General features: G+C 71.5%; 15 protein-coding genes. 5 read left to right on the top strand and 10 right to left on the bottom strand.

Translation table 11 applies throughout. The features are described from left to right. The first annotated feature begins 154 nt into the window (after nucleotides 1–154). Nucleotides 155–1,582, top strand: a complete 1,428-nt coding sequence (gene ahcY / locus ACFYY8_RS02065) for an adenosylhomocysteinase (protein WP_390036214.1) — start codon at nucleotides 155–157, stop codon at nucleotides 1,580–1,582. Between the two features lie 63 nt (nucleotides 1,583–1,645). After that, nucleotides 1,646–2,887 (top strand): adenosylhomocysteinase, encoded by a 1,242-nt coding sequence (locus ACFYY8_RS02060; RefSeq protein WP_390036212.1) that lies wholly within the window; start codon nucleotides 1,646–1,648, stop codon nucleotides 2,885–2,887. 2 nt (nucleotides 2,888–2,889) lie between these two features. Here the strand turns inward: ACFYY8_RS02060 and ACFYY8_RS02055 are convergent, their stop codons facing one another. Then, the gene (locus ACFYY8_RS02055) at nucleotides 2,890–3,537 is read right to left on the bottom strand and encodes a DUF305 domain-containing protein (RefSeq protein WP_390036210.1); all 648 of its coding nucleotides are present in this window, start codon (nucleotides 3,535–3,537) and stop codon (nucleotides 2,890–2,892) included. A 184-nt stretch (nucleotides 3,538–3,721) separates the two neighbouring features. Between ACFYY8_RS02055 and ACFYY8_RS02050 the strand changes: the two genes are divergently transcribed. Beyond that, nucleotides 3,722–5,131 carry an LVIVD repeat-containing protein gene (locus ACFYY8_RS02050; protein WP_390036208.1) on the top strand — a complete coding sequence of 470 codons (1,410 nt, stop codon included), beginning with the start codon at nucleotides 3,722–3,724 and terminating at the stop codon, nucleotides 5,129–5,131. A gap of 52 nt (nucleotides 5,132–5,183) precedes the next feature. On the opposite strand, the gene ACFYY8_RS02045 is transcribed toward ACFYY8_RS02050, so the two are convergent. Together ACFYY8_RS02045 and ACFYY8_RS02040 are read right to left on the bottom strand one after the other, a co-directional pair. Then, nucleotides 5,184–6,125, bottom strand: a complete 942-nt coding sequence (locus tag ACFYY8_RS02045; protein ID WP_390036206.1) for an RDD family protein — start codon at nucleotides 6,123–6,125, stop codon at nucleotides 5,184–5,186. A 48-nt stretch (nucleotides 6,126–6,173) separates the two neighbouring features. Further along, nucleotides 6,174–6,698, bottom strand: coding sequence for a pyridoxamine 5'-phosphate oxidase family protein (locus tag ACFYY8_RS02040; RefSeq protein ID WP_390036204.1), 525 nt, complete (start codon nucleotides 6,696–6,698; stop codon nucleotides 6,174–6,176). 100 nt (nucleotides 6,699–6,798) lie between these two features. Here ACFYY8_RS02040 and ACFYY8_RS02035 point away from each other — a divergent pair, with 100 nt between their 5' ends. Beyond that, nucleotides 6,799–7,290: a winged helix-turn-helix transcriptional regulator gene (locus ACFYY8_RS02035; protein ID WP_390036203.1), complete on the top strand. Its 492-nt coding sequence runs from the start codon at nucleotides 6,799–6,801 to the stop codon at nucleotides 7,288–7,290. On the opposite strand, the gene ACFYY8_RS02030 is transcribed toward ACFYY8_RS02035, so the two are convergent. Both ACFYY8_RS02030 and ACFYY8_RS02025 read right to left on the bottom strand, forming a co-directional pair. Beyond that, nucleotides 7,259–7,951, bottom strand: a complete 693-nt coding sequence (locus tag ACFYY8_RS02030; RefSeq protein ID WP_390036201.1) for a B3/4 domain-containing protein — start codon at nucleotides 7,949–7,951, stop codon at nucleotides 7,259–7,261. The genes ACFYY8_RS02035 and ACFYY8_RS02030 overlap by 32 nt on opposite strands. A gap of 91 nt (nucleotides 7,952–8,042) precedes the next feature. Further along, complete coding sequence (locus ACFYY8_RS02025) at nucleotides 8,043–8,879, bottom strand: arylamine N-acetyltransferase (protein ID WP_390036199.1); 837 nt, start codon at nucleotides 8,877–8,879, stop codon at nucleotides 8,043–8,045. Between the two features lie 105 nt (nucleotides 8,880–8,984). Here ACFYY8_RS02025 and ACFYY8_RS02020 point away from each other — a divergent pair, with 105 nt between their 5' ends. Continuing rightward, nucleotides 8,985–9,980 (top strand): stage II sporulation protein M, encoded by a 996-nt coding sequence (locus ACFYY8_RS02020; RefSeq protein ID WP_390036197.1) that lies wholly within the window; start codon nucleotides 8,985–8,987, stop codon nucleotides 9,978–9,980. Between the two features lie 16 nt (nucleotides 9,981–9,996). Here ACFYY8_RS02020 and ACFYY8_RS02015 read toward each other — a convergent pair whose 3' ends face one another. From ACFYY8_RS02015 to ACFYY8_RS01995, 5 genes are all read right to left on the bottom strand, one after another. Beyond that, nucleotides 9,997–11,364, bottom strand: a complete 1,368-nt coding sequence (locus ACFYY8_RS02015; protein WP_390036195.1) for a DUF58 domain-containing protein — start codon at nucleotides 11,362–11,364, stop codon at nucleotides 9,997–9,999. Nucleotides 11,365–11,419: 55 nt separating this feature from the next. Beyond that, nucleotides 11,420–12,409, bottom strand: coding sequence for an AAA family ATPase (locus ACFYY8_RS02010; RefSeq protein ID WP_390036921.1), 990 nt, complete (start codon nucleotides 12,407–12,409; stop codon nucleotides 11,420–11,422). 209 nt (nucleotides 12,410–12,618) lie between these two features. Beyond that, nucleotides 12,619–13,815, bottom strand: a complete 1,197-nt coding sequence (locus tag ACFYY8_RS02005; protein ID WP_390036193.1) for a DUF4350 domain-containing protein — start codon at nucleotides 13,813–13,815, stop codon at nucleotides 12,619–12,621. Then, nucleotides 13,812–14,486 (bottom strand): DUF4129 domain-containing protein, encoded by a 675-nt coding sequence (locus ACFYY8_RS02000; protein ID WP_390036191.1) that lies wholly within the window; start codon nucleotides 14,484–14,486, stop codon nucleotides 13,812–13,814. Before ACFYY8_RS02000 ends, ACFYY8_RS02005 begins: the two co-directional genes overlap by 4 nt. Beyond that, nucleotides 14,471–15,838, bottom strand: coding sequence for a glycerophosphoryl diester phosphodiesterase membrane domain-containing protein (locus ACFYY8_RS01995; RefSeq protein ID WP_390036189.1), 1,368 nt, complete (start codon nucleotides 15,836–15,838; stop codon nucleotides 14,471–14,473). The genes ACFYY8_RS02000 and ACFYY8_RS01995 overlap by 16 nt, the downstream gene beginning before the upstream one ends. Between the last annotated feature and the right edge of the window lie 55 nt (nucleotides 15,839–15,893).

Below are 15,893 nucleotides of genomic sequence, written 5' to 3'. Positions count from 1 at the left end.
TCTCAAGGTGCGCGGAGCCGTACCGGGCGCCTACACTCACTTCGTCTGCTTTCCGGTGGAGTGAGAGCCGTGCCCGGAAGCGAAGCGGGGCCGCGCACGCGGCGAGCCCGGCGGGGGCATGCGGCGCCAGACCATCAACCAGAGGGGTTAATTCATGGACTTCAAGGTCGCCGACCTTTCCCTGGCCGCTTTCGGGCGTCGGGAGATCCAGCTCGCCGAGCACGAGATGCCGGGTCTGATGGCCGTCCGCAAGGAGTACGCGGACTCCCAGCCGCTGGCCGGCGCGAAGATCATGGGCTCGCTGCACATGACCATCCAGACCGCCGTGCTGATCGAGACGCTGGTCGCGCTCGGCGCCGAGGTCCGCTGGGTGAGCTGCAACATCTTCTCCACCCAGGACCACGCCGCCGCCGCCGTGGTCGTCGGCCCCGAGGGCACCGTCGAGGACCCCAAGGGCGTTCCGGTCTTCGCCTGGAAGGGCGAGACCCTGGAGGAGTACTGGTGGTGCACCGAGCAGGCGCTCGTCTGGCCCGGCGGTGACGGCCCCAACATGATCCTCGACGACGGTGGCGACGCGACGCTGCTCGTCCACAAGGGTGTCGAGTACGAGAAGGCCGGTGCCGTCCCCGGCGCCTCCGAGGGCGACTCCGAGGAGTGGCAGGTCATCCTGGAGCTGCTGCGCCGCACGGTCGGGCCGGACAAGCGCTGGACCGAGATCGCCTCGCGCATCAAGGGCGTCACCGAGGAGACCACCACCGGTGTCCACCGCCTGTACGAGATGTTCAAGGCGGGCTCGCTGCTCTTCCCGGCGATCAACGTCAACGACTCGGTGACCAAGTCGAAGTTCGACAACAAGTACGGCTGCCGCCACTCGGTCATCGACGGCCTCAACCGCGCCACCGACGTGCTGATCGGCGGCAAGGTCGCGGTCGTGGCCGGTTACGGTGACGTCGGCAAGGGCTGCGCCGACGCCCTCAAGGGCCAGGGCGCCCGGGTCATCGTCACCGAGATCGACCCGATCTGCGCGCTCCAGGCGGCCATGGACGGCTTCCAGGTCACCACGCTCGACGACGTCGTCGGCATCGCCGACATCTTCGTCACCACGACCGGCAACTTCGACATCATCACCGCCGACCACATGTCGCGGATGAAGCACAACGCGATCGTGTCCAACATCGGCCACTTCGACAACGAGATCGACATGGCCGGCCTGGCCAAGATCCCGGGCATCGTCAAGACCGAGGTCAAGCCGCAGGTCCACACCTGGGCCTTCCCCGACGGCCGTCAGATCATCGTGCTCGCCGAGGGCCGTCTGATGAACCTGGGCTGCGCCACCGGTCACCCCTCGTTCGTCATGTCCAACTCGTTCACCAACCAGGTGATCGCCCAGATCGAGCTGTTCACCAAGACCGAGCAGTACCCGGTCGGCGTCTACGTGCTGCCCAAGCACCTGGACGAGAAGGTCGCCCGCCTCCACCTCGACGCCCTCGGCGTGAAGCTCACCAAGCTCACCAAGGAGCAGGCGGAGTACATCGGCGTGGATGTCGAGGGCCCCTACAAGGCCGACCACTACCGTTACTGATCGAACCGTCAGACCCGGCCCCCGCGTGGCACGCGGGGGCCTTCGGGCCATCTGGGGAGGACCGTGGACAGCGCGCTGACGGCCGCCGGGGAGCGGCGGATCGGGTGGGCGGCACGGGCGATGCCGGTGCTCACCGCGATCGGGGAACGGTTCGCGGCCGACGAGCCGTTCGACGGGCTGCGGATCGCCGCCTGTCTGCACGTGACGGCGGAGACCGCCGTCCTCATGGGTGCCCTTCGGGCGGGCGGGGCCGAGATCGCGCTGGCCGCCTCCAACCCGCTGTCCACCCAGGACGACGTGGCCCAGGCCCTCGGCGCGTACGGCGTGCGCGTGCACGCGCTGGCGGGGGTCGACCGGCAGACCTACTACCGGCACATCCACCAGGCCCTGGACATCGTCCCCGACCTGGTTCTCGACGACGGCTGTGACCTGGTCAACATCCTGCACACCGAGCGGACCGAACTCCTCGAAACGGTCTCCGGCGGCTGCGAGGAGACCACGACCGGGGTCATCAGGCTCCGGCAGATGGCGGCGGAGCGGGCGTTGCGCTTCCCCGTCGTCGCGGTCAACGACACCCGGACCAAGCGGATGTTCGACAACCGGTACGGCACCGGCCAGTCGACCCTGGACGGCATCATGCGCGCGACCAACACGCTGCTGGCGGGCAAGGTCGTGGTGGTCGCCGGGTTCGGCTTCTGCGGCCGGGGGGTGGCCGAGCGGGCCAGGGGCCTGGGCGCCCGGGTCGTCGTCACCGAGATCGACCCGGTCAAGGCGCTCGACGCCTCGCTGCAGGGCTACGACGTGCGGACCATGGCCGCCGCGGCGGCGGTCGGCGACGTGTTCGTCACCGTGACCGGCAACCGCGACGTCATCAGGGGTGAGCACCTGGCGGCGATGAAGGACGGCGCGATCCTGGCCAACGCCGGCCACTTCGACGTCGAGATCGACGTCAGGGCCCTTGAGGAACTGGCCCGCGAGGTGCGGCCCGGGGTGCGGCCGAACACCGACGAGTACGTCCTGGCCGACGGGCGCAGGCTGCTGCTGCTGGCCGAGGGCCGTCTGGTGAACCTCACGGCCGCCGAGGGGCACCCGGCCGCCGTCATGGACATGTCCTTCTCCGCCCAGGCCCTCGCCGTGGCCTGGCTTGCCCGTGAGCGGGCCCGGCTCGAACCCGGCGTCTACGACGTTCCCGAGGAGGTCGACGTGGAGGTGGCGCGGCTCAAACTCGCCGCCGCGGGCATCGAGGTGGACCACCTGACCACGCAGCAGGAGGAGTACCTGCGCTCCTGGCGTCTGGGCTCCTGACCTCAGGGGGAGGTCAGGAGACGGGCCATCCTGCGGATCTCCCCGGCCTGGACCGTGGCGATCTCGTTGGCCATCTCCTCGATCCTCAGGTGCGAGCCGTTGGTCAGGACCTCCGCCGACATCGTGATCGCGCCCTGGTGGTGGGCCGTCATCAGCCGTAGGAAGAGCCGGTCGAACTCCGGGCCCGAGGCGGCGGCCAGGGCGCTGAGCTGCTCGGGGGTGGCCATGCCGGGCATGGCGCCGTGATTCGTGTGGTGGTCCGGCAGCCGCATGCCCTGCTCGGTCAGCCACCGGGACATGACCTGGATCTCCGGTCCCTGTGAGTCCCTGATCCGGGAGGCCAGGGCGCGGACCGTCGGGTCGCCCGCGTGGGTGAGGGCCAGGGTCGCCATCTCCAGGGCCTGCCGGTGGTGGACGATCATGTCCTGCGCGTACCGCACGTCGGCCGCGTTCGCCGTCGGGGTGGGCACCGCCGTCGCAGCCTCGTCCGCCCCGAGCGTCCTGGCGGCCTCGCCCGGCCTGCCGGGCGCGATGACGGGCGCGGTCGACAGCGGTGTGGACAGCGCCGCCGGTCGCCCGCCGGTGGAGCAGGCGGTGGCCGACAGGGCCGACAGGATCGTGAGAACGGCGAGCACCAGCCTGACGCGCACCCGGCCTCCTTCGTGATCTCCCGACTCCCCCGGGCAAGGACGATAACCCGGCGAGAGAAAGGAGTAAAGGCCGCAGAACGGGAAAATTTACTGACGTAGTCAGGTCTTGTGGCGACTGCCGTTCGGATAAACAATTCAGTTATTTATCTGTGCTTTATGGCATAAGCGGCAAGGAGGACCACCGGTGTTATCCCCTCTCAGGAAGGGCCTTGGCGGCCGATTCCTGATCGCGGCCGCGGCCGCGGCGGCGCTGACCCTGGCCACCGTACCGGCCCAGGCCTCCGATCTCCCGGCCCCCGGCCAGGTGGTCACCAGTGCGAATGTGACGCATGTGACGAACGTTCCCAAGCCCGCCGGGCTGGAGAAGACCATCAACACCGACATCGCATTCCAGGGTGACTATGCGTTCGTCGGAAATTACGGCGGTTTCTCTATCTACGACATCCGCGACCCGAAACACGTCAAGGTGGTCAGCAGTGTCGTATGCCCCGGTTCCCAGATGGACGTCACCGTCCACGACAACCTGCTGTTCACCGCGGTCGACTCCTCCCGCAACAACGACTCCTGCAGCAGCACCGCGCAGAGCGCGTCGGTCAAGGAGTCGTGGGAGGGCGTACGGATCTTCGACATCAGCGACAAGGCACATCCGAAGTACATCAAGTCGGTCGAGACGAACTGCGGCTCCCACACCCTGACCCAGGTGCCGGGCAAGGGCAGGGACCGCTGGAGGAACGTCTACCTGTACGTCTCCTCCTACAGCCCCAACGCGGCCTTCCCCGACTGCCAGCCGCCGCATGACAAGATCTCGATCATCAAGGTGCCGCTGCGCAAGCCGGCGGACGCCGCGGTCGTCAGCACGCCGGTCGTCTTCCCCGACGGCGGCAACGAGACCCAGCCCGGTCTGCTGCTGCCGACCACCGGCTGCCACGACATCACCGTCTACGCGGAGAAGGACATCGCGGCCGGGGCCTGCATGGGTGACGGCGTGCTGCTGGACATCTCCGACCGGGAGAACCCGGTCGTCACGGCCCGGGTGACCGACCCGAACTTCGCCTTCTGGCACTCGGCGACGTTCAACAACGAGGGCACCAAGGTCATCTTCACCGACGAACTCGGCGGCGGCGGCGCGGCCACCTGCAACGAGGAGACGGGGCCCAACCGGGGCGCCGACGCCATCTTCGACATCAGGCGCGGCGAGCTGGTCTTCAAGAGCTACTTCAAGATCTCCCGCTACCAGGGGGAGACCGAGAACTGCGTCGCGCACAACGGCTCACTGATCCCGGTCAGGGGCCGCGACATCCTGGTCCAGGCGTGGTACCAGGGCGGCGTCTCCGTCATCGACTTCACCGACTCGGCCCGCCCGAAGGAGATCGGCTTCTTCGAGCGCGGTCCCGACCCCAGCGGCGGAGCCGGCGGCATCTGGTCGGCCTACTACTACAACGGCTACGTCTACGGCAGTGACTTCAACTTCGGACTCGACGTCCTCAACATCAGCGACCGGCGCACCGACCTGGCGAAGTGGGTCCGCTTCGATCGGTTGAACGTGCAGACCCAGACCTCCTACAGGGGCTGGTTCGGCGTCGGGGCGGAGTGACCGTTCCCCTTCTCCCGTGCCCCGGTCCGTCATGACCGGGGCACGTCGGTGTTCAGGCGGGCGGGACGAAGCCGCCGGGGGTGGTCGTGGGAGGCGACTGCGGCACCTGCGGGGGCCGAGGGGCCTGTGCCGGGGCGGCGAAGGGCGGGCCGTACGGCGGGGGCGGCGGGGCGGGCGGCTGCGGATAGGGCTGGTACTGCGGGGCCTGGAACGGGGCCTGGAACCGGGGGTCGGGCGGGGGAGCGCCGATCCGCTGCGCCAGCCGTACCTGGTCACGCCTGCGGCGCTCGGCCAGTACGGCGGTCAGGTAGGCGAACGGCGGCACCCCGGACGGCGGGGGCGGTGAGACGAAGGCCGACATCTCGGTGGCGATGCGCACCCCCATCTCGTGCTGAACGGCGGGCGAGAGGTCGTGCCAGCGCATGAGGTACTGCCTGGCGGTCGCGGCGACCCCCTCGGGCAGCCGGGACAGTTCGAGCGTCGCGGCCCAGGCGGCCAGCGGTGGTGGCATCTCCAGGGGCGGGCCGTACTGCCTGGGGGAGCGCTCGGCGATCACGACGGTGCCCGCGAAGACGTCACCGAGTCGCTTGCCCTTCTCGGAGATCAGCGAGCCGATCAGCGCCGGGGCACCGCCGAGCATCCAGAACTCCACCATTCCGGACAGGCCGCGGAACAGGGCCTGCCGGAACCGCTCCGGGCCGCCGTCGTCGCTGACGACCCTGAGTCCGAGGGCGAGTTTGCCCAGGCTGCGACCCCTGCTGAGGGTCTCGAAGACCACGGGGTAGCCGACGAGCACGGACACGGTGAAGGCGATGTAGAGCATCACGACCAGTGCCCCGTCGGCGTTCCAGGCCAGGACGCCGATCAGCTGGGAAACGCCGAACAGCGTCACGAACTGGACCGTCATGTCGATCAGCAGTGCCAGGGCCCGGCTCGGTAGCTGGGCGATCCGGACTTCGACGACGACGGCCTCGCCGGTTACGACATCGGTCACATCAGCACCCTACCTATGACGGACCATCTCACTCCCCTACGCAGTTGGTCACTCCCCCTCGAACCGCCAGCGTGTCGCCGTCGAGCCGTCGGCGCCGTAGCCGAAGGCGCGGGTCGGGACGATCCGGTAGACACCGTACTCGGGGGAGCCGGGCAGGTCGTCGGCGAAGGCGGAACCGTCACGCACCGACAGCCCCCAGCCGTACTTGGCCCCGAACGCGTCGAGGACCCGCCTGATGCCGTTCTCGTCCGTGATCCGTACGGCCTCGCCCTCGATGACGAGGTCGAGTGTCTCGTCGGCGGCGGTGAGGACGCAGCGGGGGTCGCCGGCGAGGTTCCTGCTCTTGCGGGAGTGGGGGCGGCTGGTGAAGCAGGGCGCGCCGTCGACCCAGACCGGCATCAGCGGCACGGCGTGCGGGCCGCCGGCCGGCCGTCCGGTCGACAGCCACGCCCGGTGCGCCGACTCGACGCACGTCCGTGCCAGGTCCCAGGACTTCACCGTCGCCGGGTCGGTGCTGATGGGGGTGGCGTCGGCCTCGCTGAACAGGAGTTCGGCCACCGGGTTCTTCGACATCGCGGATCAGTCCTCTCCTTGTCAGTTCCCTGAGGGAACTCATAGGGCGACCGTAGCAGAGACCATTCCCTGAGGGAACCCACTCGCCTAGACTGGGCCGATGCAACGCACTCGGTTCGGTGACATGGCCTGTTCCATCGCCCGCACGCTGGACGTCGTGGGCGAGCCGTGGTCGCCGTTGATCCTGCGGGACGTCTACGTCGGCATGAACCGCTTCGAGCAGATCCAGCAGGACCTGGGCATCTCCCGCAAGGTGCTCGCCGAACGGCTCAGATGGCTGACCGAGAACGGCGTGCTCGAACGACGGGCGTACTCGGAGCGGCCACCCCGCTACGAGTACCTGCTCACCGCCAAGGGCAGGGAGCTGTGCGACCTGCTGCTGGTGATGGTGCGCTGGGGTGACCGCTGGACCTCGGGAGAGGCGGGGCCGCCGGTGCTCTACCGCCATCACGCCTGCGGCGAGATCGGCCACGTCGAGCTGTGCTGCTCCTCGTGCGGGCAGCCGATGCGCGCCACCGACGTGGACGTACTGCCCGGCCCGGGAGCGGGCGGGGGGCCGCTCAGAACTCCAGACGCGGAGCCGACCGGCTGAGCGTCACGGCCTTGGGCGCGACCGGCCAGACCTCGCCGAGCCGCCCGGCGACCGTGGCCGTGAGCTCCTCGACGTCCTTGGCCGCCGAGTCGTGCAGCGCCTCGGCGACGATCAGGACCGAGGCGGTGCCCGGCCGTACGGCGGACAGCCCGCTCTGCCGGTTCGTCCACCGGCGGGCGTGCGCCCGGCCCTCGGCGTCGGCGAAGACCACCTCGCGCGGCTCGGGGTTCTCGGTCTCGCCGGAGAAGGTCAGGTAGGTCTCCTCCCCGGTCGCGTGCCTGACCTCAAGGCCCCCGGAGACGTTGGCCAGGTCGAACACGGCGATCGGGATCGCGAACGCGATCGAGACCGCGTTGCACAGGTCGATCAGCGGGTGGATCCGGGGAAGGTCCCCCTCCTTCTTGAAACGCCGCAGCAGCGCCTCGGAGGCGCAGCGGTACTGGGTCGGCTTGAGACCCATCTTGGAGAAGGTCCGCCGCCAGGCCTGGATCTCGGGGAACTCGGCCTCGGGGCCTGCCGCGAGCCGCCGCCCGGCGACGGCGGCGAACTCCGTGACCCGCTCCTCGACGGACGCCTCCGGGGTGATCCCGGTGGCGAGGACCACTCCGGCGGCGAGGCCGGGGTGCTCCGCCCAGATGTCGTCCGCGTGCTGGAAGTACATGAGGCCGCTCCCCGTGGGTTCATGTGTCTAGGAGGACACCGTAACCGGTGTCGATCACCGGTACGGCTCGCGCGAACGGGGCGGGGACGGGTCAGGAGAGACGGGCGGTGAGGGCGGCGGCGTCGGCGGGGCCGAGCCGGACGCCGAAGGTCTCCTCAAGGACCTTCGGCACCTCGCCGGGTTCGAGGTGCCGCTCCTCGGCCGAGCCGTCGGGGCGGTGGGCGGTCAGTGTGGTCCCCAGCAGGCCGTACAGGACCCCGGGGCCGGGCCGCCTGACCACGAGACGGTTGACGAACGGCGAGTTCGGATGAGTTGAGATGTAGTGATTTATCATGACGTAGTCGACAGGGTGGCGCGGGTCGAGAGTGAAGGAGTGCAGGTCGAGCCAGCCGTCCGCGGGGCCGCGCAGGGAGTTCAGCACCCACTCCTGCCCGGCCCGTTCCAGCCGGAAGCGCCGGCCGTCCTGCTCCGACTCGGCGCCCTCGACCAGCTCGATCGGCTCGGTCGGTCCCTCGCCGAAGCCGACGTCGCAGATCCACCTGCTTTCCGGGGACCCGGGCACCTCGACCAGCAGGAGCGCGTGCGTCGCGGCCCGCAGCCTGTCCGAGCCCATCCGCACCCGTGCGGCGAGCCCCGTCACGCCGAACCCCAGCCGTTCGAGCGCCGCGGCGAACAACCGGGTGTGCTCGTAGCAGTAGCCGCCGCGTGCCCCGCGCACCATCTTGTCCTGAAGGGTTTCGAGGTCGAGGAGGACCGGGCGGCCCAGCACGACCTCCAGGTTCTCGAAGGGGATCGCGGCCGCGTGCGCCCGCTGCAGGGCGCGCAGCGTCCGCGCGGTCGGCGCGAGGTCCCCCTCGAAGGAGATCCGCGCCAGATAGGCCGCCAGATCCAGCGCCTCGCCGTCCCAGCCGCGTCCCGCCTGGTTCATGTCCCGCCCCCGTCCGGCTCGACCACTCCACAGGCCCCCGAATCTAGAACCTCAACCCCCCTTGAGGTCAAGAAGGGTTCCCGGGTACGGCATTAGGCTTTCCCGGTGGACATCGACGCCTTCGTCAACGCGCACCGCCCCGTCTGGGACCGCCTTGAGGAGCTGGTACGGCGCCGCAGGTCGCTGGACGGCGCCGAGATCGACGAACTCGTCGAGCTCTACCAGAGGGTCGCGACGCACCTGTCCATCGTGCGCTCAGGCCGGGCGGACCCGTTCCTGGTCGGGCGGCTCTCCGCGCTGGTGGCCAGGGCCCGTTCCGCGGTGACCGGCGCGCACACCCCCGCCTGGCGGGAGTTCGTCCGCTTCTTCACGGTCTCCTTCCCCGTGGTCGCCTACCGCGCCCGCTGGTGGTGGATCGCGACGACCGGGGCGTTCCTGCTGGTCTCGGTGGTCATGGCCGTCTGGGTCGCGCGTGACCCCGCGGTCCAGGCCGCGGTCGGCACGCCGGAGGAGATCCGTCAGCTCGTCGAGCACGACTTCGCCGACTACTACTCGGAGCACCCCGGGGCCTCGTTCGCGGGTCAGGTCTGGGTCAACAACGCCTGGGTCTCGATGCAGGTCATCGTGATGGCCATCCTGCTCGGCCTGCCGATCCCGTACATCCTGTGGCAGAACGCGGCCAACGTGGCCGTCTCCGCCGGGCTGATGGCCTCCCACGACAGGCTGGACGTCTTCTTCGGGCTCATCACCCCGCACGGCCTGCTCGAACTGACCGCCGTCTTCCTGGCCGCCGCCGTCGGCATGCGCCTGGGCTGGACGGTCGTGAGCCCGGGACCGCGCGGGCGGGGCGAGGTCCTCGCGGAGCAGGGCAGAGCCGTGGTGAGCGTGGCGCTCGGCCTGGTCGTCGTCCTGCTGGTCTCCGGGCTCATCGAGGGCCTGGTCACCCCCTCCGGCCTGCCGACCTGGGCACGCGTCGGCATCGGGGTCGTCGCGGAGGCGGCCTTCCTGGCCTACGTGATCTTCTTCGGCCGCCGTGCCGTGGCCGCCGGGGAGACCGGAGACCTGGAACGGGCGCCCGACCTGGCCCCGAGCGCCGGATAGGAGCCCGGGGACCGGATCACAGGCGGCCCGCGGCCTTCAGGGCGAGGTAGGCGTCGGCGAGGGCGGGGGCGATCTGCTCGGGGGCGGCGTCGACGACCTCGACGCCGTGCCGCCTGAGCCGGGCGGTGATCCTGCGCCGCTCGGCGCTGTGCCGTTCGGCCGCCGCGGCGTTGTAGACCAGTTCGGCGGTGCCGCGCCCGGCCTCCATCGCCGTGACCTGGGGGTCGGAGACGGCGGCCAGCAGTACCAGGTGCCGGGAGGAGAGCTGGGGGAGCACGGGCAGCAGCCCCTCCTCGAGCGAGGCCGGGTTCAGGTCGGTGAGCACCACGACCAGGCAGCGCCGCTTCGCCCTGGACAGCACGGCCGAGACCATGTCCGCCGAGTCGGCCTCGATCAGCTCGGCCTCGATCGGGGCCATGGTGTTGACCAGGGTGGACAGCAGGTCGCCACGGCCCGTGCCGGAGACCCAGGCCCGCACCGCGCGGTCGTGGGCCATGAAGTCGACCCGGTCGCCCGCCCGCGAGGCCAGCGCGGCCAGCAGCAGGGCCGCGTCCATCGACCAGTCGAGGCGCGGCCAGCCGGGCGCGACCCCGGTTCCACCAGGGATGTCCCGGTTCCGGGGAAGCTCACCCGCGAGCGGGATCGGGGCGGTGCCGACCCGCCCCGCCGAGGTGCGCCCGGTGTCCAGGACGATCAGCACCCGGCGGTCGCGTTCGGGACGCCAGGTGCGGACCACCACGTCGTGGCGGCGGGCGGTCGCCCGCCAGTCGATCGAACGGACGTCGTCACCGACCACGTACTCGCGCAGCGAGTCGAACTCGGTGCCCTGCCCTCTGATCATCGAGGGGTGCCTGCCCTCAAGTTCCCTGAGCCTGGACAGCTTTGCGGGCAGGTGTTTACGGCTGAGGAACGGCGGCAGCACCCGGACCGACCACGGCACGCTGTGGGAGCCCTGGCGGCCCGCGATGCCCAGCGGGCCCAGCGTCCGCACGGTGACCGTGACCGCCTCCCGGTCCCCCCTGCGGGACGGGGTGAGCGTCGTGACCAGGCGGCGGCGCTCCCCGGGAGGGACGTCGAGGACGAAACGGCGCGGAGCCGCCCCTGCCGACGGGGGCCAGGCGTCCCTGAGCAGCCCCTTAGCCCTGCGGGGGCCGGGGTTCTCCACGATCAGCTCGACCGTCGCGGTCTCGCCGAGCCGTACCAGGCGGTCTCCCGCGCGGCTCAGGCGCAGCGGTCGCACGCCCGCGGCCAGCGCCAGGTCGATCGCGACCAGCGCGACCAGCAGCAGCGCGACGGCGGCGACCGCCAGGCCGGGCCTGGGCGCGAACAGCACGACCAGCGTCCCCAGCAGAGCCAGCAGCGCGGCCCGTCCTGTCAGTGCCATGCCCGCACCGCCTCGCCCTCTCCTTCGCGCGTCCTCGCCACGATGGGTGCCACGGTCAGCGGGGGACGGGGACGGAGGCGAGGATGGCGTCGATCAGGCCGTCCGCGGTCGCGCCCTCTAGCTCGGCCTCGGGGCGCAGCTGGATCCTGTGCCGCAGCGCGGGCCTGGCCAGGGCCTTGACGTCGTCCGGAGTCACGTAGGAACGGCCGGAGAGCCACGCCCAGGCGCGGGCGCCTGCGAGCAGCGCGGTGCCGCCACGTGGTGAGACGCCGAGCTGCAGCGACGGCGACTGGCGGGTCGCCCTGGCGATGTCCACGATGTAGCCGAGCACCTCGGGTCCGGCGTGCACCTGGCTGACGGCCGCCCGTCCGGCGTCCAGGTCCTCGACGGTGGCGACCGCCCTGACGTGGGACAGGTCACGCGGGTCGAAGCCGAGCGCGTGCCGTTCCAGCACCGCGATCTCCTGGTCGCGGGCGGGCAGCGGCACGGTCAGCTTGAGCAGGAACCGGTCGAGCTGTGCCTCGGGGAGCTGGTAGGTGCCCTCGTACTCGACCGGGTTCTGGGTCGCGGCCACGATGAACGGCTCGGGCAGCGCGCGCGCCCTGCCCTCGACGCTGACCTGGCGTTCCTCCATCGCCTCAAGAAGGGCCGCCTGCGTCTTCGGAGGCGTGCGGTTGATCTCGTCGGCGAGCAGCAGGTTGGTGAAGACCGGGCCCTGCCTGAACTCGAACTCCGAGGTCTTCGCGTCGTAGATCAGGGAGCCGGTGACGTCGCCGGGCATCAGGTCCGGGGTGAACTGCACCCGCTTGAAGTCCAGGGAGAGCGCGGCGGACAGCGTCTTGACGAGCAGGGTCTTGGCGACGCCCGGTACGCCTTCGAGCAGCACGTGCCCCCGGCAGAGCAGGGCGATGACCAGCCCGGTCACCACCGCGTCCTGCCCGACCACGGCCTTGGCGACCTCGGCGCGCAGCGCGCTGAGGGCCTCACGTGCCTCACGCGCCCTGTCGGTCCCCGCGACGGGGGGCGCAGGGGGCCCAGGGGGCACAGCGGGCCCGGCGGGCCCGGCGGGGAAGGAGGCGGGCGGTCCGGGAGGCGGGGCGGGGGGCGCCGCGAAGCCGCCCTGGCCGCCGGGGAAGGGCGCCTGGGGCCCCGGGGACGGCGTGCCGCCCTGACCGCCGTTGCCCGGCGGCGTGCCCGCGGGGTCGCCGCCGGTCCCGGGATCGGGGTATCCGGCGCCCGGCTCGCTGCGCTCGCTCACGACTCTCTGACCTGCCTTTCCAACATGTCAAGGTATGCGGCCACGGCTATCAGCCCGGCCTCGTCCGCCGGTGCCCGGCCGTACAGGGCGGAGCCCACGTAGGCGGCGGGCTGACCGGTCCTTTCGGCGATCGCGCCGACCACGGCTTCGGGGCCCGCGGTCGCGGGCAGTCCGAGCCTGGGGGTCACGCGGTCGACGAAGCCCGTCCTGAGGGCCGAGACGGCCCGGTCACGGGCCCGCCTCGCCCGGTAGAGCCTGGCCCGTCCCTCGACGGTCTCCGCCGCCCTGACCACGACCGGAAGGCGTTCGGTCACCACGGGACCGAGCCTGCGGCCCTGCCAGAGCGCGAGCAGGAGGACCACGACGGCCAGTTGCACGACGGCCCAGACAACCGCGGACGGGATGAGGTCGTACAGGGTCGGAGGCGTGGCGCTCACGGTGGGCGGCGTCTCCGGGGCGACGAGCCAGACCAGCGTGGGCCGCGTCCCGGCCAGGTTCATCGCCAGCGCGGCGTTGCCGTCCTCGGTCAGGCGCAGGTTGCTCATGAACTGGCCGTCGCCGACGACCGTGATCGTACGGCCCGCCTCCTCGTAGCTGACCAGGGAGGGGGAGCCGTCCGCCGGGTAGCAGCCGGTCGCCCACGAGGGGGCGGTGAAGGTCGGCCCGCCCAGGTAGGCGCTGCCCGCCCTGGCCGCGGCGGGCAGCGCGCAGCGCGGCTCGCGCGAGCGCGTCCGCGCCTCAGGGCCTGGGGTGACGCCGGGGGCCAGCCTGCCGAGGTACGGCTGGGCGCCGATCACCAGCCGGTCCGCGGGAGTCGCGGCCAGCTGGTCGGCCTCCTCCTCGGTGAGGAAGGAGGTGTCGCCGAGCAGCAGCATGCTGCCGCCGGGGGCCTTCGGGGTTCCGGCGGCCTCGACGGCCTCGGTCACGGAGGTGACCCTGACGACCTGGACGCCCTCGGCCCGCAGCAGCTGCGCCAGGCCCCTCGCCCCGGACAGCGAGGTGCTCTCCGGATCGAGCGGCCTGCCCTCGCCCCGGCCGCCGCCGAGCAGTACCCCGCCGACGGCCACCAGCACGACCAGGAGGGCGATCAGCAGCGCGCCTCTGCCGCCGCGCCACAGGCTCCTCGCGGTCGGCGAGGTCGGCGTCGGCTCCCCGGGGGCGTTCACGGGGGCCAGGCCCGTCTGGGAGCTCACGGGACGGCCACCTTGGAGGTTTGGGAGGTTTCGGGGGCGAACACGGGCCGGGTGGTGCGCAGGCGCTCGTCGAGGTCGCGCATGACCTCGTAGGCGGCGGCGGTCCCCGGCACCTCGCCGTAGGTCACGTCGTCGAAGATCCGCGCGGCGGCGGCCAGGTCGGCGGCCAGGCCGGGCAGCGCGCGCCCCGCCTCGACGGCCAGCTCGTCGGCGGTACGGCCGGGCGCCGGGTCGATGACGACGCGGTCCTCCAGGTCCCTGGCGACGGCCCTGAGCCGTTCGCGGATCGCCTCGGCCCACTGCTCCCGCGCGGCCAGGTGCTCCGCCGCCTGCCGGTGCTCGGCCGCGCTGCGGCGGCCGTCGCCGAAGACGCCCTCCCGCCTGGTGGAGCCACGCCCGGCCGTCCTGCGGGCGACCAGGACGACCGCGGTGAGCGCGGCCAGGACGATCACGCCCAGGACGATCCACGCGATCACGCTGCCCACGGTGCCTGCCGCCTCCTGGTCGAGCAGGTCGCCGAGGAACTGGTTGACGACCCGCATGACGCGGTCGACGACGTTCTCCTTGGCGTACTCGGCCTTGAGCAGCTCGCGGATCGCCTCACCCGCCGCCCGTCCGCGATCGATGTCGACGGGGACCGTGAGCGCCGACGCCGTCAGCGGCCCGGCCACGGGGCTCCCTGGCCCGGCTGCCCGGGGGTGGCGGAGGAGCTCCACAGGTCGTCGGCGGAGGCGTGCACCCACCCCTGGCGCTGCTGTTCGATGGCCGCGGTCTGCAGCACCAGGTCGAAGGCCTCGGCGCGCATCCTGCGGTCGGCGTAGAGCAGGCCGTACACCCCGGCCTGGAACGGGTAGGTGATCATCGCTCCGACGGTCCCGCCGATGGCGAAGAGGACCGCGACGAGGATCTGCACGCCCGCCCCGCTCGCTCCGCCCGTCCCGAGAAGGGCGACGAAGGCCGCGGCGAAGGAGAACGGGACGGAGATCACCAGGCCGACCAGGCCCGCGAGGATGCTCGTGAGCAGCAGGATGCCGAACAGCCGCCAGAAACTGCCCTGGGTCAGCCGCCACGACCTGCTCAGCGAGGCCATGACGCTCGTCTTCTCCAGCACCGCGGCGGGCGCCGCGAGCACGAGCCGGGTGGTGATGAAGGCGGCGTAGACCATGTAGAGGATCATCACCAGCACCATGACCAGCACGAACGCCCCGAGGTCGATGCCGGAGACGGCGGTCGCGTACAGCAGCGCCACGACCGCGGCCAGCGGCAGCAGCAGGATGCCCGCTTCGATGGCGACCAGCCCGAACAGGGTGGGCACCCGTCCCCTGGTCAACCGCCACGCCTCACCGGTGGTGATCTTCCCGCCGAAGACGGCGCGGCCGAGGATGCGGGTCAGCACGCCGCTGAGCAGGGTCACCGCGACGAACTGCACGGCGTAGGAGATGAGGGAACCGCCGTACTGGACGAGGAAGTCGCCCTGCCCCGGGGCCTCCAGCGCCGTGGGGTCGTTGTTCCTGAGGGCGTCGCCCATCCTGCCGAAGGTCAGGGCCTGGCCGATCGCGACCGGGATGGCGCCGAGCGCCGCGGCGATCGCGGACAGGCCGAGCACGGCCTTGGGGTTGGAGCGGATCAGTCTGATCGCGCCGTCGATGACGTCGCCCACGCCGAGGGGGCGCAGCGGGATGATCCCGGGCCGCAGCGCGGGAGGCGGCTGCTGGTAGCCGTACGGAGGCGGGGGGTGGCCCTGCCCCGGATGTGGTTGTCCCGGCGGGTACGGCTGCCCCTGGTACGGCTGCTGCCCGGGATGGTGTCCGGGGTGCTGCTGGTACGGCGGAGGCGGGGAGGAGGGCGGCTGCTGCTGCCCGTGCTGCTGCCCGTACTGTGGCGGGGGCTGGGACGGCGACGGTCCGCCGGGCCCCGATCCGGGCGCGGCCCACGGCGTTCCCTGGGCGTCGCCGTACGGCGGGGGCTGGTTGGACGCCCAGCCGGATGGGGTGTCGGGAGTGGAGCCGTGTCCGTCTGACATATCCCAATCCTGACATGTGGCCCCACTGCTTGGGCTGCTCGGGAGATCACGGCGC

Origin of the sequence: Streptosporangium sp. NPDC001559 (assembly GCF_042893955.1) — a bacterium.
Lineage (GTDB): Bacteria > Actinomycetota > Actinomycetes > Streptosporangiales > Streptosporangiaceae > Streptosporangium.
Note: the sequence above shows the minus strand (reverse complement) of the source record. Positions and strands in the feature narration are given on the sequence as shown.

What these genes read in the sequence shown, in the direction of transcription:
- ahcY (WP_390036214.1), top strand. Translation starts at nt 155, where the DNA reads ATGGACTTCAAGGTCGCCGACCTTTCCCTGGCCGCTTTCGGGCGTCGG.
- ACFYY8_RS02040 (WP_390036204.1), bottom strand. Translation starts at nt 6,698, where the DNA reads ATGTCGAAGAACCCGGTGGCCGAACTCCTGTTCAGCGAGGCCGACGCC.
- ACFYY8_RS02015 (WP_390036195.1), bottom strand. Translation starts at nt 11,364, where the DNA reads ATGGCACTGACAGGACGGGCCGCGCTGCTGGCTCTGCTGGGGACGCTG.
- ACFYY8_RS02030 (WP_390036201.1), bottom strand. Translation starts at nt 7,951, where the DNA reads ATGTACTTCCAGCACGCGGACGACATCTGGGCGGAGCACCCCGGCCTC.
- ACFYY8_RS02035 (WP_390036203.1), top strand. Translation starts at nt 6,799, where the DNA reads ATGCAACGCACTCGGTTCGGTGACATGGCCTGTTCCATCGCCCGCACG.
- ACFYY8_RS02025 (WP_390036199.1), bottom strand. Translation starts at nt 8,879, where the DNA reads ATGAACCAGGCGGGACGCGGCTGGGACGGCGAGGCGCTGGATCTGGCG.
- ACFYY8_RS01995 (WP_390036189.1), bottom strand. Translation starts at nt 15,838, where the DNA reads ATGTCAGACGGACACGGCTCCACTCCCGACACCCCATCCGGCTGGGCG.